Source organism: Holdemania sp., from assembly GCF_986127675.1.
Window position 1 is genome coordinate 1 of record NZ_CFQZWI010000064.1, and the last position, 17,578, is coordinate 17,578.

22 protein-coding genes are annotated in these 17,578 nt (G+C 54.7%); 19 read left to right on the forward strand and 3 right to left on the reverse strand.

Annotated elements, in window-relative coordinates; genetic code table 11:
- From rpmA to ruvB, 5 genes are all read left to right on the forward strand, one after another.
- Positions 1 to 279, forward strand: a 279-nt coding sequence (rpmA, locus tag AC5OW4_RS10120; RefSeq protein WP_493676926.1) for a 50S ribosomal protein L27, incomplete at its 5' end; no start/stop codon positions are given.
- Between the two features lie 80 nt (positions 280 to 359).
- The gene (gene obgE / locus AC5OW4_RS10125) at positions 360 to 1,640 is read left to right on the forward strand and encodes a GTPase ObgE (RefSeq protein ID WP_308560313.1); all 1,281 of its coding nucleotides are present in this window, start codon (positions 360 to 362) and stop codon (positions 1,638 to 1,640) included.
- A gap of 126 nt (positions 1,641 to 1,766) precedes the next feature.
- On the forward strand, positions 1,767 to 2,210 hold the full coding sequence (locus AC5OW4_RS10130; protein WP_493676927.1) for a GNAT family N-acetyltransferase: 444 nt from the start codon (positions 1,767 to 1,769) through the stop codon (positions 2,208 to 2,210).
- Positions 2,211 to 2,421: 211 nt separating this feature from the next.
- Positions 2,422 to 3,003 (forward strand): Holliday junction branch migration protein RuvA, encoded by a 582-nt coding sequence (gene ruvA, locus AC5OW4_RS10135; RefSeq protein ID WP_072683323.1) that lies wholly within the window; start codon positions 2,422 to 2,424, stop codon positions 3,001 to 3,003.
- 3 nt (positions 3,004 to 3,006) lie between these two features.
- Positions 3,007 to 4,017 carry a Holliday junction branch migration DNA helicase RuvB gene (gene ruvB / locus AC5OW4_RS10140; protein ID WP_308560315.1) on the forward strand — a complete coding sequence of 337 codons (1,011 nt, stop codon included), beginning with the start codon at positions 3,007 to 3,009 and terminating at the stop codon, positions 4,015 to 4,017.
- 319 nt (positions 4,018 to 4,336) lie between these two features.
- Here ruvB and AC5OW4_RS10145 read toward each other — a convergent pair whose 3' ends face one another.
- Both AC5OW4_RS10145 and AC5OW4_RS10150 read right to left on the reverse strand, forming a co-directional pair.
- A complete protein-coding gene (locus AC5OW4_RS10145) occupies positions 4,337 to 4,915 on the reverse strand; it encodes an SOS response-associated peptidase family protein (RefSeq protein WP_308560316.1) in 579 nt (192 codons plus the stop codon).
- A 10-nt stretch (positions 4,916 to 4,925) separates the two neighbouring features.
- A complete protein-coding gene (locus AC5OW4_RS10150; protein WP_006060537.1) occupies positions 4,926 to 5,159 on the reverse strand; it encodes a hypothetical protein in 234 nt (77 codons plus the stop codon).
- Between the two features lie 166 nt (positions 5,160 to 5,325).
- On the opposite strand from AC5OW4_RS10150, the gene AC5OW4_RS10155 reads away from it, so the two are divergent.
- From AC5OW4_RS10155 to AC5OW4_RS10185, 7 genes are all read left to right on the forward strand, one after another.
- Positions 5,326 to 5,940, forward strand: a complete 615-nt coding sequence (locus AC5OW4_RS10155) for a LexA family protein (protein ID WP_006060538.1) — start codon at positions 5,326 to 5,328, stop codon at positions 5,938 to 5,940.
- Between the two features lie 141 nt (positions 5,941 to 6,081).
- Positions 6,082 to 7,581: a glycerol kinase GlpK gene (glpK, locus tag AC5OW4_RS10160; RefSeq protein WP_308560317.1), complete on the forward strand. Its 1,500-nt coding sequence runs from the start codon at positions 6,082 to 6,084 to the stop codon at positions 7,579 to 7,581.
- A gap of 45 nt (positions 7,582 to 7,626) precedes the next feature.
- Positions 7,627 to 8,253: a class I SAM-dependent methyltransferase gene (locus AC5OW4_RS10165; protein ID WP_072683318.1), complete on the forward strand. Its 627-nt coding sequence runs from the start codon at positions 7,627 to 7,629 to the stop codon at positions 8,251 to 8,253.
- A gap of 39 nt (positions 8,254 to 8,292) precedes the next feature.
- A complete protein-coding gene (locus tag AC5OW4_RS10170; protein ID WP_072683317.1) occupies positions 8,293 to 8,952 on the forward strand; it encodes an HAD family hydrolase in 660 nt (219 codons plus the stop codon).
- Positions 8,949 to 9,488 (forward strand): histidine phosphatase family protein, encoded by a 540-nt coding sequence (locus tag AC5OW4_RS10175; RefSeq protein ID WP_308560319.1) that lies wholly within the window; start codon positions 8,949 to 8,951, stop codon positions 9,486 to 9,488. Before AC5OW4_RS10170 ends, AC5OW4_RS10175 begins: the two co-directional genes overlap by 4 nt.
- Positions 9,489 to 9,503: 15 nt before the next feature.
- Positions 9,504 to 10,013 (forward strand): AAA family ATPase, encoded by a 510-nt coding sequence (locus AC5OW4_RS10180; protein ID WP_072683315.1) that lies wholly within the window; start codon positions 9,504 to 9,506, stop codon positions 10,011 to 10,013.
- A gap of 127 nt (positions 10,014 to 10,140) precedes the next feature.
- The gene (locus tag AC5OW4_RS10185) at positions 10,141 to 10,659 is read left to right on the forward strand and encodes a GNAT family N-acetyltransferase (protein WP_072683314.1); all 519 of its coding nucleotides are present in this window, start codon (positions 10,141 to 10,143) and stop codon (positions 10,657 to 10,659) included.
- Positions 10,660 to 10,840: 181 nt separating this feature from the next.
- Here the strand turns inward: AC5OW4_RS10185 and AC5OW4_RS10190 are convergent, their stop codons facing one another.
- The gene (locus AC5OW4_RS10190; protein WP_072683313.1) at positions 10,841 to 12,166 is read right to left on the reverse strand and encodes a patatin-like phospholipase family protein; all 1,326 of its coding nucleotides are present in this window, start codon (positions 12,164 to 12,166) and stop codon (positions 10,841 to 10,843) included.
- Between the two features lie 128 nt (positions 12,167 to 12,294).
- Between AC5OW4_RS10190 and AC5OW4_RS10195 the strand changes: the two genes are divergently transcribed.
- From AC5OW4_RS10195 to AC5OW4_RS10225, 7 genes are all read left to right on the forward strand, one after another.
- Positions 12,295 to 12,522: a hypothetical protein gene (locus AC5OW4_RS10195; protein ID WP_006060553.1), complete on the forward strand. Its 228-nt coding sequence runs from the start codon at positions 12,295 to 12,297 to the stop codon at positions 12,520 to 12,522.
- Positions 12,523 to 12,580: 58 nt separating this feature from the next.
- Entirely contained in the window at positions 12,581 to 13,660 is a 1,080-nt protein-coding gene (ftsW, locus tag AC5OW4_RS10200) for a putative lipid II flippase FtsW (protein WP_006060554.1), read from the forward strand.
- Between the two features lie 83 nt (positions 13,661 to 13,743).
- The gene (gene murG, locus AC5OW4_RS10205; RefSeq protein ID WP_006060555.1) at positions 13,744 to 14,817 is read left to right on the forward strand and encodes an undecaprenyldiphospho-muramoylpentapeptide beta-N-acetylglucosaminyltransferase; all 1,074 of its coding nucleotides are present in this window, start codon (positions 13,744 to 13,746) and stop codon (positions 14,815 to 14,817) included.
- Between the two features lie 15 nt (positions 14,818 to 14,832).
- Positions 14,833 to 15,729, forward strand: a complete 897-nt coding sequence (gene murB / locus AC5OW4_RS10210) for a UDP-N-acetylmuramate dehydrogenase (RefSeq protein ID WP_072683312.1) — start codon at positions 14,833 to 14,835, stop codon at positions 15,727 to 15,729.
- The gene (locus AC5OW4_RS10215; RefSeq protein ID WP_072683311.1) at positions 15,726 to 16,586 is read left to right on the forward strand and encodes a cell division protein FtsQ/DivIB; all 861 of its coding nucleotides are present in this window, start codon (positions 15,726 to 15,728) and stop codon (positions 16,584 to 16,586) included. Before murB ends, AC5OW4_RS10215 begins: the two co-directional genes overlap by 4 nt.
- Positions 16,587 to 16,642: 56 nt before the next feature.
- Complete coding sequence (locus AC5OW4_RS10220) at positions 16,643 to 17,002, forward strand: Asp23/Gls24 family envelope stress response protein (RefSeq protein ID WP_072683310.1); 360 nt, start codon at positions 16,643 to 16,645, stop codon at positions 17,000 to 17,002.
- A gap of 12 nt (positions 17,003 to 17,014) precedes the next feature.
- Positions 17,015 to 17,578: DAK2 domain-containing protein (locus tag AC5OW4_RS10225; protein ID WP_493676929.1), on the forward strand; the 564-nt coding region annotated here is incomplete at its 3' end.

A 17,578-nucleotide genomic window follows, 5' to 3' on the forward strand; every position in this document is an offset into this window, starting at 1 on the left:
TTCCGATCTAACATTCAGTTGTTCGCTTCCAAAAAGGGTGTCGGTTCTACAAAGAACGGCCGTGATTCTCATTCCAAAAGACTGGGAGCCAAGAAGGCGGACGGACAGTTTGCGACAGCCGGTTCAATCTTATACCGTCAGCGCGGCACAAAGATTCATCCGGGTGTGAATGTCGGACGCGGCGGCGATGATACCTTATTCGCAAAAGTCGACGGAACTGTAAAATTCGAGCGTGTAGGCAAGGACAAGAAGAGAGTTTCTGTCTATCCAGCAGCGTAAGTTAACAAAATCCCCGGTTGGGGATTTTTGTTTGAAGAAGTACGATCGAGGTTATTCTAAGAGGAAAGGAGGCGTTTTCCATGTTTATTGATCGTGTTAAAATGAAACTCAAGGCCGGCAACGGCGGCAACGGATTGGTTGCGTTCCGGCGTGAAAAATATGTACCCCTGGGAGGACCGGCAGGAGGGGATGGCGGCGACGGCGGCGATATTATTTTTGAAGCTGACAGCAACAAGTCAACCTTACTGGATCTGCGCTATTCCAAGCAGCTGACCGCGGGCAACGGCGGTGTCGGCAAGCCGAAGAAAATGCACGGCGCGGATGGCGACGATGTCTTGGTCAAGGTTCCGCTGGGTACGCTGGTTAAGGATTTGGCGACCGGCGGACTGATCGCCGATTTAACAAAACCTGGCCAGCGCGCAGTCATCGCCAAAGGCGGCAAGGGTGGCCGCGGCAACTGGCACTTTGCTACCGCCCGCAACTCTGCGCCGGAATATTGTGAGCAGGGCGAAGACGGCGAAGCCAAGGAAATTCAGGTTGAGCTGAAACTGTTGGCGGACGTCGGACTGGTCGGCTTTCCCTCGGTAGGCAAGTCAACGTTATTATCCGTTGTCTCCAAGGCTCGCCCGGAAATCGCGGATTACCCGTTCACGACGATCACGCCGAATCTGGGCATGGTTCAGGTCCCGGACGGCCGTTCGTTTGTCATGGCGGATTTACCGGGTCTGATCGAAGGCGCCAGCGAAGGCAAGGGACTGGGACATCAGTTTCTGCGTCACATCGAGCGCTGCCGGGTCATCGTGCACGTCGTGGACATGGGCGCCAACGACGGCCGCGACCCGATTGAGGATTACAGAATCATCAATAAGGAGCTGGAACAATACGAACTGCGCTTAATGGAACGGCCGCAGGTCGTGCTGGCAAACAAGATGGATCTGGAGGGCGCGGAAGAGAATCTGAAGCGTTTTAAGGAAACTTATCCGGACATTCCGGTATATCCGGTGATCACGCTGATCGCGGAAGGGCTGGACGAGGTTCTTTACAAAGTCGCGGATCTGTTGGAAACGACGCCGGAATTCCCGATGACAGGTGAAACTGAAGTTGAGGAAGGCGTATTGTATAAGTTTGTACCGAAGGCGCCGGATTTCACCGTTACCAATCTGGGCAATCACCAGTGGCGGCTGGAAGGTCCGAAGGTCGAGAAACTGTTCAAGATGACTGATTTTGAGATTGAGTCGCAGGTGTATCGGTTCGGTCAGTCGCTGCGCAAGCTGGGTGTCGATGAGGTGCTGCGGCAGAAGGGCGCGGAGGACGGCGACCTCGTCTTCATCAACGATTTCCAATTTGAATTTGTCGAATAAGCAATCAGAGGCCGTTTGCGCCTCTTTTTCGTTGGCCATGGAGCGGACCAGAGGGAAATGGGATTTCTGGCTTGAAAAAAGACTTAAATAAACGATCAGTTTTTGAGCGTGAAGGAGATTGAAATGATGATGACGACCATGCGGTTAGCTCAGCGGCAGGATTTACCGGATTTACTTCAGCTTTATACTTATTTAGGCGATAACCCTATCCCGGCTTTGGATGCCAAACTCATGCGGCTGTGGCAAACGCTGCTGAACGATCCGCAGACAGCGATAATCGTGGCTGAGAGTCAAGGCCATGTAGTCTCAACCTGCACACTGACGATCATCCGCAATCTGACGCATGATCAGCGGCCCTACGGGATCATCGAAAACGTGGTGACTGATCCGCGGTATCGGCGTCAGGGCTTAGGCCGGAGGGTCTTGGAGGAAGCGGTGCGGATCGCCTGCGAGAATCATTGTTACAAAGTGCTGCTGACAACGGGCTCCAAGCGGGAAAGTACGCTGCGTTTTTATCGTGAAGCGGGATTTAATGATCAGGATAAAACTGCCTTTGTGCGCTGGCTGTAAACGGATCCTGCCTCTAAGCCGGACGCGAAGTTTTTTATTTCCTCGTTTTTTACTTCTTCATTGGTATTTTCTTTCAAGGTGTCAAACGGAGGAGCGGAAACGCCGGGAAACAGACAAGTGTTGGTTAAGCCTGAGGCAAGCCTTCGTCAGTTTCCTGATTGGCTGTTTCGTTTACGCTTGTTTTATGGTAAAATAAACGGCAGGTGATAACATGATAGCAATGATTAAAGGAACGGTTTTTGCCGTGGGTTTGGATTGGATCATAATCGAAAACCAGGGTATCGGATATAAAGTGTTCTTTTCCCGTCCGGAAGCGGTCCGGCTGAATCAGGAAGTGCGGGTCTTTACCTACCAGCACGTGCGCGAAGATGAGTTCAGTCTGTTCGGCTTTTTGTCGATGGAGGAACAGGATCTGTTCGTCAAGCTGATTTCCGTTAAGGGTCTGGGCCCGAAGACGGCGATGAATATGCTGGCGGCGGCGACGTATCAGCAGATGGTGCAGATGATTGAGCAGGGCGATGTGGCGGCGTTAAAAAAGATGCCGGGCATCGGTGCGAAAACCGCATCGCAGATCATTTTGGATCTGAAGGGCAAGCTGGTTCGCGAAGAAACCGCTGAAGGCAAGTCCAGTCAGGCGATCGAAGACGCGCTGGAAGCGCTCAAAGCATTGGGCTACAAGCAAAGCGAATTGAGCGGGTTATCGAAAATGATGCGCGAGCATCCGGATAAGACGACGGACGAATATGTGAAATTAGGTCTGCAGCATCTGCTGCAGCGGAAAAGAGGGGGATAAGGGATGGACGAGGAACGGCTGCTTTCCGCGCTGCCGGAAGCGGGGGATGACGAATCATCGCTGCGGCCGCAGCGGCTGACGGATTATATCGGTCAGACCCAGCTGAAAGAAAACCTGAAGGTTTTTATCCAGGCGGCGCTGCAGCGCAATGAAACGCTCGATCACGTCCTGCTGTACGGGCCTCCGGGATTGGGCAAGACGACGCTGGCCTACATTCTGGCTAATGAAATGGGCGGCAAGGTGCGCACAGCCAGCGGTCCGAGCATTGAACGCAGCGGCGATCTGGCGGCGATCTTGTCGACGCTGGAGCCGGGCGACGTGCTGTTCATCGACGAAATCCACCGGCTGCCGAAGATGGTTGAGGAAGTGCTGTATCCGGCAATGGAGGATTTCTGCATTGATATCGTTGTCGGCAAGGATTCCGGCGTGCGCTCGATCCGCCTGGATCTGCCGCCGTTTACGCTGGTCGGCGCGACGACGCGGGCGGGCGATCTGACAGCGCCGCTGCGCGATCGCTTCGGCATCGTCAATAAGCTGGAATATTATGACGAGGATCAGCTTTCACAGATCGTTTCGCGGACGTCGCGGGTGCTCAATGTGGCTGCGGACCCGGAAGCGGTCAGGGAGATTGCCAAGCGCTCCCGCGGTACGCCGCGGATTGCGAACCGTCTGCTGCGCCGCGTGCGGGATTTCGCGCAGGTGCTTAACGGCGGCGTGATCAGTCTGGACGTCGCGCAGACAGCGCTGGATCGGCTGCGGGTCGATTCACTCGGCCTGGACGACGTCGATATCCGCTATCTGCGGGGGATTATCGAACGCTTCCGCGGCGGTCCGGTCGGTTTGGAAGCGCTGGCTTCCAGTATCTCTGAGGAACCGATGACGCTGGAAGATGTGTATGAGCCGTATCTGATTCAAATCGGCTTTATCAACCGGACGCCGCGCGGCCGGGTCGCGACGCCGAAGGCTTACGAGCATCTGAAGATTGCTTATCACGATCAGCTGTTCGATCTGTAAGCAGGAAATCAGAGGGAAAAGAAGATTCGTTGAACAAGAGGATGCAATGACCGCGTCCTTTTTTTGTTTTTCATGATGGGATTCTGCATCGTCCTGGATCCGATCTTCGATCTTATTCCGTTTTCATTGATTTCAAGCGGGGATCTCTATCTTCGCAAGGCAAAATCTGACCGTGTTTGCGGAAATTGAATTCTTTCGTCTTGTTGAGAATGCAAAAAAGCAGACGAGGAAACCAATAAAAAAGGATCCCCGCTTACGGCGCTTGCCGTCTGCAAAGATCCGAATGAATTTCAATGATTTTACAGTGCTCTGCATCCCGTTAAATCTGGTCCGCCGGTCTGACATGCAGGCGGGAAGCACAGTGCAGCCGATCTTCGCCCTGACAATAGCGCAGCGCACCTTCCTCGTTCAGCACCACCGGCATCCGGTCGTGGATGGCGGAGAGTTCCGGCAGCGCCGGGCGGGTCATAATGACGAAGTGCGGACCATCCGCTTCCAGACGGTAGAAACCGGCCATGCACAGCATCGCCTGATCCGGAAGGGTAAACAACATCTTTTTCCGGCTGGGCTTCTCCCATTCATAATAACCGCTGGCACAGATGACGCAGCGGCGCTGACGCAGGCTTTCGCCGAACATCCGCGAGTGGGACGCGGTTTCCGAGCGGGCGTTGATCACCAGCCGTTTCTGCGTCGGATGGGTAAATCCCCAGCGCATGGCGGCCGGAACTAGTTCTTCCCCCTGTTCGGACAACAGGCAGACCGGCGTCCGCTGCGATGGAAAAACCTCGCCCAGACTCAATTCCGATAGCGGCTCATCGCCCAGCTGCCGCTCAAGCAAAGCCAGCAGCGAGCGGATCCGCGCGTTGCTTTGATCAAAGAATAAATAACGTCCGCACATCGCTTCACCCTCATTTCTCGATAAACCAGCGGTTTTCGCAAAAGTACAGATACCGCCGCTGCCCGTGGGAAAACAGGCAGGTATAGCGCAGACCCGCGCCGCCGCTTTTTAAGGAAGCCGCAGGACAACGCTGAACAATTTTCTCTATCTTATATTTTAACCCGTTTTCCCAAAGAATAAACAAGGGAATGAAACTGCCGTCGTCTTCCCAGTTCCCATTCACCCGAACATACTGCTTTTCCATGAAATCCTCGCTCCTCTCTGTCTTTTATTTTACTTGATTATTATTCAATTTCAAGAAGTACATGAACAAATTTAAAGGATAAACCTGGAATACTTGAAAAAAGTTCCGATTAGTCGTTGAAAAAACAGAAAGATTCCGTTACAATGAAGCCAGGGTGGTGATTCCGATGTATTTTAAGGAAAACCTGAGATATCTCAGAAAGAAGTATCATATTACACAGAATGACCTGGCGGAGAAATTCGGCTATAAATCATTTACGACGATTCAGAAATGGGAAGACGGCACCTCAATGCCGAAAATGAGCATCCTGCAGCAGCTGGCGGACTTTTTTAACCTGACGATCGAACGGCTGATCAACCAGGATCTGACACGCGATGAAATGTCGGGCGTGCGGGTGCCGGTGCTGGGCAGCGTCAAGGCGGGCTATGATCATCTGGCAGAACAGATCGTGGAAGATTATGAATGGGTCAGCCCGGATGAAGCCCGGGGCGGAGAATATTTTTATCTCGACGTCGTCGGGGATTCGATGAAAAACGCCCGGATTGAGGAAGGCGACCGCGTGTATATCCATCGTCAGAATTCCGTGGATAACGGGCAGATCGCTGTCGTCCTGCTGGAAAACGACGAAGTAACGCTTAAACGTGTGTTCTATAAAGACGGCGATATGATCCTGCAGCCGGAGAACGACGCTTACGAACCGATCGTCGTGCCGTTAAAAGACGTCATGGACCGCCGCGTGCAGATATTGGGCCGGCTGGTTCACAACAAGATCCGCTATTAACAACAAAAGCGGGTAAAATCTGAAAGAAAAAGGAAAGACCGTGAACGGGTTGAATTGAAAACTGAACGGTCTTTTCGTTTGGGTTTTGTTGCAATGACAGCGGTTTCAAGGTAAACTTATACAAGAAATGAAGGTGGAAGCATGGAAAAATATATTATGGCGATCGACCAGGGAACGACCAGCACCCGGGCGATTTTATTTGATCAGCAATGTCAGATCCGCGCGCAGGCGCAGAAGGAATTTACACAGTATTTCCCCAAGCCCGGCTGGGTTGAGCACGACGCGACGGAGATCTGGCTGAGCGTGCTGGCCGTGATGGCGGAAGTTGTGATGGCCAGCGGCATCGACCCCGTGCAGGTAACGGGGATCGGGATTACCAACCAGCGCGAAACGACAGTCGTCTGGGACAAAACGACCGGTCTGCCGATCTATCATGCGATCGTGTGGCAGTCGCGGCAGACGGATAAGATCTGCGACCAGCTGAAGAAAGAAGGGCTGGAAGACTGGTTCCGTATGAAAACCGGACTGGTCATCGACCCGTATTTCTCGGCGACGAAAGTCAAGTGGATTCTTGATCATGTCCCGGGCGCGCGGAAGCGGGCGGAAAACGGCGAGCTGTTGATGGGCACGATTGATACGTGGCTGGTGTGGAAGCTCAGCGAAGGACGCTGTCACAGCACGGATTACTCCAACGCTTCGCGGACGATGATGTATAATATCTTCGATTTGAAATGGGATGCGGAGATCCTGGCGAAGCTGGATATCCCCGCAAGCATGCTTCCGCAGGTTCAGCCGTCCAGTCAAATTGTCGCGACGACGGCGCCGGTGCATTTTTTCAACCGCGAAGTCCCGATTGCCGGGGTCGCAGGCGATCAGCAGGCGGCTTTGTTCGGCCAGGGCTGCTTTGAGGAAGGCATGGCAAAAAACACCTACGGCACCGGATGCTTCCTGTTGATGAACACCGGTGAGAAGCCGGTCGTTTCCCGTCATGGCTTGGTGACGACGTTGGCCTGGGGGGTGGACGGCAAGGTGAATTACGCGCTGGAAGGCAGTATTTTCGTCGCCGGCAGCGCGATCCAATGGCTGCGGGACGGGTTGAAGATGATCCGCACCGCGCCGGAGAGCGAAGCGCTGGCGACCTCGGTATCCAGCAGCGAAGGCGTGATCGTCGTCCCGGCATTTGTCGGATTGGGCGCGCCGTATTGGGATGATAAAGCCCGCGGGGCGATCTTTGGTCTGACCCGCGGCACAACGCAGGCTCATCTGGCGCGGGCGACGCTGGAATCGCTGGCATTCCAGACCCGCGACGTATTGGAAGCGATGCAGAAGGATTCCGGCATCCGCTTAAAAACATTGAAGGTTGACGGCGGCGCCGTGCGCAATAATTATCTGATGCAGTTTCAGAGCGATCTGCTTCAGACACCGGTGGAACGGGGGAAAATCAATGAAACGACAGCGCTGGGCGCGGCTCTGTTAGCCGGACTGGCCGTCGGTTTCTGGAAAGACCGGCAGGAGGCGCTGGCCGGGCTGCAGCTCGACCGCCGGTTTGAGCCGCAGATAGAACAGGGCCAGGCGGACGAAGATTACCGCCGCTGGCAGCAGGCCGTGGCATGCTGCTGCCAATATCATCCTGAGGCTTAAAGGGAATCCGGAAATAAACAAAGAACAGGAGAATTGGACTCATTCATGGTATTAGATAAAGAAGGCTTTAATCGATGGGCGGCACAGTATGATCAAACCGTCGCTCAAACTCAGGCTGACAGCCAGTATCCATTTGCCGGCTACGATGCCGTGCTGCAGGCGATTGAAATGATCGTTGCCGCAAAGCCGCAGCCGGAGGTGCTGGACGCGGGCTTTGGCACCGGTGTTCTGACCCGGCGGCTGGCTGAGCGGGGCGCTCAGATCACCGGTTTTGATTTTGCTTTGGCAATGGTTGAAACTGTCCGGCGCCAACTGCCGCAGGCAGAATTGTTCGTGCATGATTTTAATGACGGCTGGCCGGCAGTGCTGGCGGAAAAACAGTTTGATTTTATCGTGTCCACGTATGCGCTGCATCATCTCAGCGTGGCCGGACAAATCGCCTGGATTCAGGAAATGCTCGGCCATCTCAAGCCCGGCGGAAGGGTGCTGATCGGCGACGTCGCGTTTGACAACGCCGCGGCGCTGTACGCATGCCGCGATCAGGCGGGAAAGCGATGGGACGCAGACGAAATCTATCTGACCCGGGAACAGCTAAAACCCGTCTTCGCACAACAGCTGCAGTGGCAGCGCTGTTCGTTCTGCGCGGCGCTGATGAGCTTTGGCGCTGACTGAAGCCGGCGGGTAAAATAAAAGAAAACAGGGGGATAAGCAATGAAAGCATTAATCTTCGATATGGACGGCGTCATTATCGACAGTGAAAAAGTGTATGAGCAGGCAGATCAGCAATGGTTTGCGGACAACGGCATTAAGACGGACCGAATCGCGCTGCGCCAGTGCCTGGGCTGCACGGACGATGTGAACTGGGGCATGATCGCCCGCTGGAATCCGGAGCTGGATATCGCCGCCACGTTCCACAAATACCGCGCGTTCTGCAAGGACGTGCGCGTCAATTATGAAAAAATTTACCGTCCCTACGTCCAGACGCTGATCGATCAATGCCGCCGCTGCGGGATTTTGACCGCGCTGGCTTCAAGCTCGCCGATGGACAATATCCAGACGGTTTTATGCGATTGTAAACTTGAGGGACAGTTTGATTTAGTCGTCAGCGGCTGCGATCTGCCCGTCAGCAAGCCGGATCCGGCGATCTTTCTGCAATGCGCGAAGCAGCTGGGCTGCATACCGGCGGAATGTGTCGTGATCGAGGATTCGTTGAACGGCGTGACGGCGGGGAAACGGGCAGGCATGACGGTGATCGGACTGGATGATCCGTACTTTGGTCAGGACTTGTCGAAGGCGGACATGCGGGTCGATCAGCTGGAACAGATTGTCATCACGGATAAAGGATTTTTGATCGGCGGGCAAACCTTATGAAAATCTTTTTTGTCAGGCACGGTCATCCGGATTATACCGAACCGAAAGCGCTGGGTTATCCGGGCTTTGGCAACGACCTGGCGCCGTTGGACGCGCTGGGACGTTCGCAGGCGGAACAGACGGCGCGGGATCCGCGGCTGAAGCAAGGCCAGCTGATCGTCGCTTCGCCGTTTACGCGGGCATTGCAGACGGCGGCGGTCCTCTCGCACCGGCTGGATCTGGAACTGCGTGTAGAAGTGGGGCTGCACGAGTGGCTGCCGGATCTCACGTATTCGTATACCGACGTGGAAACGGTTGAGCGGGCCCGGGCGGAATTTGACGCGATGAACGGCGTCGCCGGTCCGGAAAGAAAACAGGCCTGGGAGACGTGGGAACAGATGCGCACGCGCGCGGAACGGGCGTTAGCGCGGTATGCCGGCTATGACTGCCTGATCGTCGTCTGTCACGGGTTGTTGATGCAAGCCTTTGGCGCGGAAAAAACAATCTCCAACGGCGGGATCTTTGAGGCGGAGTGGTCGCCGGCATGCCGGGATTAGGACAGGGGGGAAACAATGGAACGGATTTGTATTATCGGTTGTCCCGGCAGCGGCAAGAGTACGCTGGCAGCGCGCCTCGCGTCGCAAACAGGCATTCCGGCAGTGCATCTGGATCAGCTGTTCTGGAAGGAAAACTGGGTTCAGCGCACAGCTGCGGAATTTGACGAGCTGTTGGCGGAAGCACTCAAGCAAAGCCGCTGGATCATGGACGGGAACTTTGCCCGCACGCTGCCGTTAAGGTTAGGCTTCGCGGATACCCTGGTCGTTTACGATCTGCCCAAATGGCGCAGTTTGCTGGGCTATTTTAAACGGCTGCGGCGCTACCGCGGCCAATCCCGGCCTGATATGACGCCGGGCTGCGCGGAGAAGCTGGATTGGGAGTTTGTGGGGTACATCTTAAAATTCAAACGCGAGGATCTGAGCGCGCTGCAGCGTGAATTTCCTGATCTGACCATCATCCGGTTGCGCTCGCACCGTCAGGCAGAGGACTGGCTGGGACAGGTTGAGCGCGTTTCCAAATCGTGAAAAGAGAGCGAAGCGCAAATAGAATACCCGGATTACGAGTGCAAAAGAGAAGAATAACGATGAACAAAAAAGAAAGTGAAAATGCGGGCCGTCAGAAACGGCGGCACGTTTTGACGAGGTGATCAAAATGCTTCAATTAAAACGCTTCACGGCGGCGGACGGCGAACAAGCGTACGCCTTTCTGCAAGCCTTCGCTCCGGACGAAAACGGCTTTATGAATCCTTACCGCGGCTGTCCGAAAGATCAGTTTTTAACGCAGGAGCTGCCGCGGATTCTGGCACACGCCGAAGGAAAAATGCTGAAGGAAAATTACGTGCCGGAAACCTGGTTCTTTCTGTGGGATGACGATCAGATGGTCGGTTTGTTCCGGATCCGGCATTACCTCACCGAGGCCTTGGCGCAGGGTGCGGGTCATGTCGGATATGGTATCCATCCTGCTTATCGGGGAAAAGGCTATGCGACGCGCGGCTTGGCGCTGGCGGTCAAGGAAGCCGCGAAGCTGATCCGGGAGGAGGAGGTCTATCTGTCCTGCCATAAAGACAATCCGGCTTCGCTGCGGGTTCAGCTTAAAAATCAGGCGCGGATCGATCATGAGGACGAGGTGGAATTTTATACCCGGATCCCGCTGCCGGAGCGCAACGGCTGACGAAAAAACAAGCTTGGTAAGATAAAAAAGAAGTCTGGCAGAATCCGGAATCATTCCGGCTGTCAGACTTTTTCAATAGATTGTGATATCGCGATGAAACGGAAAGTTTCCGTTCTGTAAGAATAAGCAATTCGCTTTCCGAACGGTTAAGATTTAACGCCGGCCAGAGCTATGTTGGATGTCAGGCCTCTTGGCAGATAGGATCGAGTCTGAATTCCCGCACGAGAAACGCCGCGAACCAGCTGATGAGCACTTCCTGCGGCATCATCGGGGCAAGCCAGTGCAGCTGCTGAAGCAGTGCGGTCTGTTGATGAAGCATCTGATCGCACAAACTGCGGCACAGCGTAATCCGGTCCGCTTTGCCGATCAGCGTCAATAACGATTGTTTCGTGGTCTGCTGCAGCAGGCTCTGATACAGCGAGCGTTCGGTTTCCAAGGCTGGCGATCCGGCGTTGAAATAGCCGGCCAGCTCGATCAGGAAAGCCTGCGGATCGAGAATGACCTGGGGATCTTTTTTCATGAATTCCGCGCCGTTTTCCATCATCCGCACCAACACCGTTTCTGCGGTGTCGCCCTTGATTTTCAGCACTCTGTCCAGCAGCACGTTCTGCGGCCACAGCGTGTCGATGAACGGATGATCGGAATCGTCCAGCTGACATTGGAATAAGGTCAGCTCGCGCAGCATCCGCTCTGCCAGAGCACGCAGCGAAGCGTTCAGCGGAGAAAAGACGAAACGCTCTCCGATCAGCTGACCGAGAAATTTCTTCGCGTCCAGCAGCCCCAGCTCGCGGTTGCGCTTTAAAAGCTCCGGATCAAACGAAAGGAACGAACCCAGCTCGCGGGAAGGGGAAATCACGGCGACCTGCGGCAGCTTTTCCAGCGTCGGATGGATCGGACTTTGATAATGCAGATTCACGGCGATCACCCGGTCCGCACCCATCCTCAGCGCCAGTGCGATCGGCAGGTTGTCCTGATATCCGCCGTCGATATACTGCTGCCCGTCGAACTCGTAAACCGGAAAGGCCGGAAAACACGAAGCAGTCGCGATCAGATAATCCTTGATCCGGCCTTCGGGAATCTGCGCTTTCGTCAGCTCCACCGCCTGAAGCGAAGGATAACGCACGGTGACCAGTCCGAAATCAATCGGCGAGCGGCGCAGCTTCTCTTCGTCGACCAGCCGGGCGATCATTTCTTTTAACGGCGTGTTGTCCGCCCCTTTGGTGTTGATGTATTTTTTTAGGAAAGGGGCGATTTTCTGTTTGTTTTCCATGATCGCGCTGAGCTCTAAATCAAAACCATCCTGCATCACGTCTTCAATCCTGAGATTCGCCCACAGATCCAGCGCCGCCGCATAATCCTGCTGGACGATCAACGCGCCGTTTAACGCGCCGATCGAAGTTCCCGTCACGATGTCCGGGGCCAGGCCGGCCGCGCTTAACGCCTGCCACACTCCGATTTCATAGGCGCCCCGCGAACCGCCGCCGCACAATACCCATGCCGTTTTCATGATCTGTTCCTCCCGTTCGATTGTTTTCTATCTTTATGTATTATATAATAACGGCGCAGGTTTCGATACGCTGAAAACGTTTTTGGCGGAAACGAAAACGGAAAATGAAAAGAAAGAGGTGAAGGACGATGAAGCTGATTCATCATGCGATTTATTTTGTCAGCTGCATGGCGATTTATATCGGCCTGTTCTGGGCGGAATGCCAGATCGTGCCGCCGGTGCTGGAACTGTGCCTGCCCTCAGGCTGGATTGGGGTCGAATGGGTCGTCCTGGGTCTGTTCCTCCTGTTTCCCAATCCGCAGCTGACCTGGATTTTCGGCAACCGGATTTCCCGCCGGCTGACGCCCGCTTCCTGATTTGACATCAAGTTTCACTTTCTCTGCGCATACGCTGTATGGGAGGTGAGACTTTTTTATGTTCCATCGAAAAAACAGGCTGCTTTTGATCGAAGTGCTGACGCTGGTGGCCGCCGGGTTGATCATGATCGCCTCCAGCTCGGTGTACTGGGCGGAGTTCAAATATCACAACCCCTGGTATTTTGTCCAGCGTCAGGCGCTGTTTGCCGGGCTGGGCTTAGTCGCGATGAATTTGACCAGCCGGCTGAATATTCAAAAGCTGCGGGAAAAACAGAAGCCGATTCTGATCGGCTGTTATATCGCGCTGGCGCTGGTGCTGATTCCGGGACTGGGCGTGCAGCGCAACGGCTCGCGCAGCTGGTTCGGCGTCGGCAGCTTTTTGATCCAGCCCTCGGAGTTTTTCAAGCTGGCGCTGATTCTCTCGGTGTCGGATTATCTGGCTTCCAAAGACCGGATTAAAAGTCTGCGCCGGGATTTGTTAGTGCCGCTGTTTTTAACCATGCTGGGTTTCGGATTGATTCTTCTGCAGCCGGATTTCGGCAGCGGATTGGTCATGGTCTGCAGCATCGTTGTGATCGTGCTGGCGGCGGACGCGCCGTTTAAGTATTTTATCCGTCTGGGACTGCTGGGCGCGGCAGGCTTGACCGGCTTGATTCTGGCAGCCCCGTACCGGATGGCGCGGATCGTTTCCTTTCTTGATCCGTGGCAGGATCCGTTAGGCAGCGGCTTCCAGATTATCCAGTCGCTGTTTGCGATCGCCCCGGGCGGCTTGCTGGGAGCCGGACTGAACCGGTCGATGCAGAAGCACTTTTATCTGCCGGAACCGCAGACCGATTTCATCTTCGCGATCACAGCGGAGGAGTTGGGCTGGATCGGCGCTTCGCTGATCATTATTATTTATCTGCTGATCATCCTGGAGGGTGTCCGGATCGCCAAGAACGCTCACGATCCGTTTCTGTGCTATGTCGCGGTCGGCATCGTCAGTTTGTTCGCGATTCAGGTCATGATCAATCTCGGCGTCGTCGTCGGTTTGTTTCCGGTCACCGGGATTACGCTGCCCTTGATGTCCTACGGCGGCAGCTCGTTAGTGATGATCATGGCCTCGCTGGGCATCTTAATGAGTATCGCCAAGGCCTAAAGGCAAGATGCGGGTGGGCGCGGCGGACGATGTATGCTATAATAAGGCAGGCAAAAAAGCAAATGAAAAAGGAGTGAAACGCAATGCGCGTATTAATTGCGACCGGCGGCACCGGCGGTCATATCTATCCGGCGCTGGCGCTGGCCGACGCCATGAAGGAAAAAGATCCGCAAACGGAAATCCTGTTTGTCGGCACGGCGGAACGGATGGAGTCGACGGAGATTCCCAAGGCCGGCTATGCGTTTGAAGCGATTAAGGCCAAAGGGCTGAACGGTTCCGCCCTGGCGAAGGTTCAGGCCGTCATGCAGCTGGCTCAGGCGTATTTCGCCTGCCGGAAGATTGTGCGGCAGTTCCGTCCGGATTACGCGATCGGCTTTGGCAACTATATCAGCGCGCCGGTGATTCTGGCCGCGCACTTCGCGCATGTGCCGACGATGCTTCACGAACAAAATTCCTATGCCGGCAAAGCGAACCGCTTTCTGGCGAAATATGCCGATCAGATCGTCGGCTGCTATCCTGAAAACTTAGACCAGTTTCCGCCGCAGAAAACCCGGATCCTCGGCAATCCGCGGGCCAGTGTGGCGGCCCGGGCGCAGCGCGATCCCAACGTGGTGCGGCAGCTGGGTCTGGATCCGGCCAGGCCGTTAGTCGTTGTTGTGATGGGCTCGCTGGGCTCGGAAAGCGTCAATGCCGTCATGGTCAAGGCGCTGAAGCAGATGGCCGGCCAATCTTATCAGGTATTGTATGTTACCGGCCGGGCGGCTTATGAGGAAGTCCGCGCGCAGCATCTGGAATGTGCCAATATCAAGGTAGTCCCGTATATCGACGGGGTCAAGGTCATGGTCAACGCCGATCTGGCGGTGGTGCGCGGGGGAGCGACAACGGCCGCGGAGATCACGGTTTTAGGGCTGCCGGCGATCATCATTCCCAGCCCTTACGTTCCCAACAACCATCAGGTGCTCAACGCGAAAGCGCTGCAGAGCGCGGGGGCGGCGCTCATGATCGAAGAAAAAGACTTGACAGAAGGGGAAATAACCGCAAAAATAGAGAGTGTTGTTTTTGATCCGATCCGTTTGGAAAGCATGCGGACGGCTGCGAAGCGGCTGGGACATCCGGATGCCAGCGAACAGATATACAACTGGATCCAACAAGGATAAAAGGTGATTTTAACAATGAGAAACAGCTTGGAAAGACTGCGGTGCTATGGCGATGTGACGGAAAATGTTCCGATGTCGACGCTGACGACACTGCGCATCGGCGGCAATGCCCGCGCGGTCGTCTATCCCAAGACAATGCTGGCGCTGACGCAGGTGCTGCGGCTGTTAGCCAAGCAGGGGATTCCGTATAAAATCTTCGGCAAGGGGAGCAATCTGTTATGCTCCGACAACGATTACGAAGGCGTGATACTCAAGCTTGACCGCTATCACGGCGACTTTTATTTCGACGGCCAGACGGTAGTGGCGGAGGCCGGCTGTTCGATTATCGCTTTGTCGTATGAAGCGATGAAGCATTCGCTGTCCGGACTGGAATTTGCCAGCGGCATTCCCGGCACGGTCGGGGGCGCGACATTTATGAATGCCGGCGCGTACAAGAGCTGCATGGCTGAGGTCGTCAGCGAGGTGTTCGTGCTGCGGCAAGGACGCTGCGAATGGTTAAGTCCGGCTGAGTGCGGCTTTGGCTATCGGACTTCGATTTTCCAAAGTCATCCCGACTGGGTGATTCTGGCCGTCCGGTTTCATTTGACAAAACAGGATCAGACGGAGATCCGCGATCTGATGGACCGCCGGCGTCAGCGGCGGATGGAATCGCAGCCGTTGGATAAGCCGAGCGCCGGCAGCGTGTTCCGCAATCCCAAGGATCGCCAGGCTTGGCAGATGATCGACGAGCTGGGCTACCGCGGCCGCCGTGTCGGCGGGGTTTCCGTCAGCGAGAAGCACGTCAATTTCATCGTCAACGATCAACAGGGAAAGGCCCGGGATTTTATTGAACTGGTCGAGGAAATTCAGGAACAGGTGCGCCGTCATTATGGTGAGGAACTGATTCTGGAAGTGGAGAAGTTTAACTGGTGATCCGCAAACCATCGCCGGTCAAACCGGACGAAAACAAAAACTCGGTAGATCTGTTGATCGAACAACGGCGGCGTCAGGCCGAACAAAAAAACTTCCGCCATCAGAAACGCCGGCTGTTCAAGGCGTCGTTAGTCTGCGCGCTGATCGTGATGGGACTGGCGTATTATTCAAGCGACGCTTCGTTAATCAAAACCGTCAGCGTTAAAGGCAACGTCAGTCTAAGCCGTGCCGATGTGCTGGAACTGGCGGGAATCACAGCTCAGTCGCGCTGGCTGACGGTATTTGCACCGCAGGTGAAAAATGCCCTGCAGCAGTACCCGCTGATCGTCTCGGCTTCAGTGCGGCATGAGCGCGGCAACCAGATCGTGATTGAAATTGAAGAACGGGAGCCGGTCGGCTACCGCTACATCGAAGAACCGGAAATTTTATTCAAGGACGGAACCGTCGTCAAGATGGATGAACGGATGACCGGCCTGATTGCAAGAATTCCGCTGATCGTCGGCTTTCAAAGCGAGGAACAGAGCGCCGATCTGGCGATGGCGTTCCGCCATGTGCCCGCAGCGATGATTTCGTTGATTTCGGAGATCCAGCAATATGAGGTTTCCTACGATCCCAACATGATCCGGCTGATCATGCATGACGGCAACCAGTTTTTTTCCAGCTACTATTCGATGGACGTGCTCAGCGAGTACAACAGCATCGTTTCCAATCTCAACAAGCCGAACTCGTGCATCTACGTCGATGAAATGTCCAAGTCCGCCTACACCCAGCTGTGTCCGGGCGAAGCGGATCCCAACGCGCCCGCAGAGGGAGAATCAGATGAAAATTCTGACACAAACGGCGCAGAAACCGAGTAAAATTTGAAAAGTACAAATAGTTTGATATAATAAATAAAGCGAAGGAGGAATCGTTCATGTCCATAGAACGGGTAACCAGCTACGGAAATATCAACATCTCGCAGGAAGCGATCGCAACGTTGGCCGGAGGTGTCGTCAGCGAATGCTACGGCGTCGTCGGGATGGCTTCCCAGAAGTTAGTGAAGGATGGCTGGGCTGAATTATTGAAAAAAGAAAACTATTCCCGCGGGGTTGTCGTCAGAAAGACCGACAGGGGAATGGAACTGGATCTATATATCGTCATCGGTTTCGGCGTTAAAGTGTCCGAAGTCGTCAGTGAAGTACAGAAGAAAGTGAAGTATGTCCTTGAGAAAACTCTGGAGCAGGATTTTGCGGCCGTCAATGTCTATGTGCAGGGTGTCCGGGTTATTGGTTAATCGGAGGGTATCATGAATAGAATTAACGGAACGGATTTTAAAGAGATGCTGCTCAGCGGAGCGGCTCATTTGAGCAACCGCCACGACGCGATTGACGCGCTGAATGTTTTCCCAGTCCCGGACGGCGACACCGGCACGAACATGTCGATGACGTTCACCTCGGGCGTGAAGGAAGCGATGCAGGCGTGCACTGAGGATCTCAGCTTGTTGGCGAAGACCTTGTCGAAGGGGCTGTTGATGGGAGCACGGGGAAATTCCGGCGTCATTCTGTCGCAGATTTTCAGAGGTTTTTACCAGTCGATTGAAGGCAAGAGCGAGCTGACTCCGGCGGATTTGGCGGCGGCGTTCGTCAATGGCAGCAAGGTTGCCTACAAGGCGGTTATGCGCCCGGTGGAAGGGACAATTTTAACGGTTGTCCGCGAAGCCAGCGCGGCCGGCGAGCAATACATGAAGGAACATCCGGAAGCGACGATCGACGATGTGTTTAACTGCATTCTCGACGAATCGCGGATTTCACTGGCCAATACGCCGGAACTGCTTCCGGTATTAAAGGAAGTCGGCAGATCGGAAGAGCAC